Below are 2,570 nucleotides of genomic sequence, written 5' to 3'. Positions count from 1 at the left end.
AGCCGTTTCCAAGGTTTTCACTTCTGCTAAAGAGGCCTCTCTCGCTTCAACGGGGTTGATGCAATATTGTTTAATTACTTTCTTATCTTCATCCGTCAGATCGCCGGTAAACACGAAAACTCGAGCTGTCCGTACAACAGTGTCGTTTTTCATGGTCAACATTTGCAAACACTGCATAGCCGAATCGGCCCGCTGGTCATACTGCCCGGGCAGATATTCGATAGGCAGCACAAAGGCCCCGTCGGTTACAGGCAGGGTATCGTATACCGCATCCACAGGGGGTTCGGAAAAAATCATATCCTTGGCTGCCGCAAAGGCCGCATCGTCAAGACCGCTCAAATCGTAGCGATTGTACAAATGAACGTCCTTAAGTCCGTCAATCAGCAGGTTTTCTTTCAAGTCCGCACACATACGTCTTTCTTCATGTGCGAATGCATCTTTTTTAGCAACGTATAAACGACGAATGGATTGCATCGAGTGACCTCCTCAAGTCGATAAATAATTTACTCGTATAGATTATTATACGGCTATACGTCTGTTACTGGCAAGGCAAAAGGCCGTTACCTATGGACAAAATACGCCTCTATGTGTAAGATGTGTACCAATGAGAGGAGCTGTTACTATTGAAACGTGAATTACCTAAAGCCAATGAGGTGTGGCGACACTTTAAGAACAAATTATATTTGATCGTGTCTATTGCCACTCATTCGGAAACGCGAGAACCTTATGTCGTCTACAAGGCCCTATACGACGACTATGCAGATTATATTCGCCCTCTGGATATGTTTATGAGCGAGACGGACAAGGTCAAGTACCCTCAGGCCGAACAACACTGGCGATTTGAAAAGATAGCCGACGCGGCTGCTACGAACCCGTACCGACATGCGGACAGGAGGTAGTTTATGCGTTCACAATTTTTTGACGGCTTCAATTTTAATGATAAAAAATATAGCCTTGTAGCTATTGAAAAGCCGGACGAACTCTTTAATATAAAAAGCCTCCCCTTACGGCCTACGGTTTTTGATGAATCCTGTCTGCGCGGCTACTCGACGGTTTATCGGCTGGACGAGGAAAAACATCTTATTCTGTCGCAGTTATTTACCAATAACGGCGACGATAAAGCCCCCACTCTCTTCGGAGTAGAACCCGCTTCTTTTCATTCTCCTGCCGGCGACGTACGCTACGACTTGGAAAGACCCGTGAGCTATACAGGGTCTTTCTTGATTGCCTACAAGTTTATTCATGAATTCTTTACCCCCTTCGGCTACCAACTCCCCCATGCCTTCGAAACCGTATACGAATTAACGTTTGATAACGGCGTGTTTACCCGTGTAGAGGATCGCTCCGCAGCCGCCGCCCGCTTACGTACGGAATATGAACCGCCTGTAAACGCCAAGAAAAGGTTACAATCGAAGTTCGGCAATATGTTCAAAGGAAAATCGGAAGAATTCGGATTTGACGATGATATTATTGCCCAATATATGGATATAAGCTACGATACAAAGTATCTGTTTTAATATAACGCCTCCTGATAGGAGGCGTTATTCACATTTTCGTATATCACCGTAATCCTCAGTAGCTTATATCCGACTTCAATGGTATTATGAGAATATCTATACATAAAGGAGAGATTATAATGAGCCATACGATTAAAGATCTCGTCACCGCTTACGGTAATAAGGTGATAGATAACAGACGCTATTTACACGCACATCCGGAGCTGTCCTTTCAGGAAACCGATACGGCTCACTGGATTCGTGAACGCTTAGCCGCCGCAGGCATTCCTATATTAGAAGGAATTTCCGGCAACAGTACGGTCGGGTATCTCATCGGGTCCCAACCGGGGCCGTCTATCGGCCTGCGCGCCGACATCGATGCCTTGGGCCTTACGGAAGAAAGCGATTTTTCCTTTAAAAGCACGAAGCCGGGCGTTATGCACGCTTGCGGTCATGATGCTCATACAGCTGTGCTCATGGGTGTTGCCGAAATCCTCGCCGCCCATAAAGATCTTATAAAAGGCACGGTATACTTTATTTTCCAGCAAGGCGAAGAATTTCTGCCCGGCGGTGCCTGCACCCTTGTCGAAGAAGGAATTGCCGACAAGGTGGATGCTTTTTTCGCTATTCACGTCGATGCCGAAAGACCCTTCGGATCTGTTGATGTTCTGGAAGGAACTCGCTCTGCCGCCATCGCCACTTTTGAAATTACCGTCACGGGCAAAGGCGGCCACGGCAGCACTCCCCATACAGCCAACAATCCCCTCTTACCGGCTTCCGATCTGGTAGATGCTATCAGCATGATCCCCGCCATGAAATGCGGCCCTTTAGATAATGCGACAGTCAGTGTTACCTACTTACACAGCGGCACTCACGGTGTTGCCAACGTCATTCCCGAAACAGCGGTCTTAGGCGGTGCCGTACGTGTATTGGACACGCAGTTGCGCAGCTTTGTAACCGCGGAAATAAAACGCTTGGGAGAGACGATTCCCGCAGCCTACGCATGCAGTTCGGAGGTAACAATAGTCAACGGTTATCCGGCAGTTGTAAATGCACCGGCTTGCGTTACCGTCA

At 47.5% G+C, this 2,570-nt stretch carries 3 protein-coding genes and 1 pseudogene; 3 read left to right on the top strand and 1 reads right to left on the bottom strand.

The window, feature by feature from the left end; all coding sequences use genetic code 11:
- Window positions 1–474, bottom strand: a pseudogene (locus PGX78_RS06715) (phosphoribosylformylglycinamidine synthase); the annotation flags it as partial.
- Between the two features lie 149 nt (window positions 475–623).
- On the opposite strand from PGX78_RS06715, the gene PGX78_RS06710 reads away from it, so the two are divergent.
- From PGX78_RS06710 to PGX78_RS06700, 3 genes are all read left to right on the top strand, one after another.
- The gene (locus tag PGX78_RS06710) at window positions 624–899 is read left to right on the top strand and encodes a DUF1653 domain-containing protein (protein WP_270446041.1); all 276 of its coding nucleotides are present in this window, start codon (window positions 624–626) and stop codon (window positions 897–899) included.
- A 3-nt stretch (window positions 900–902) separates the two neighbouring features.
- Complete coding sequence (locus PGX78_RS06705) at window positions 903–1,517, top strand: hypothetical protein (RefSeq protein ID WP_270446039.1); 615 nt, start codon at window positions 903–905, stop codon at window positions 1,515–1,517.
- 119 nt (window positions 1,518–1,636) lie between these two features.
- Window positions 1,637–2,570, top strand: a 934-nt coding sequence (locus tag PGX78_RS06700; protein ID WP_270446038.1) for a M20 metallopeptidase family protein, incomplete at its 3' end; no start/stop codon positions are given.

Origin of the sequence: Megasphaera sp. AF13-6AC (assembly GCF_027685385.1) — a bacterium.
GTDB lineage: Bacteria > Bacillota > Negativicutes > Veillonellales > Megasphaeraceae > Megasphaera > Megasphaera micronuciformis.
The sequence above is the reverse complement of the archived record's forward strand: the minus strand, read 5'-3'. Positions and strand labels throughout refer to the sequence as shown.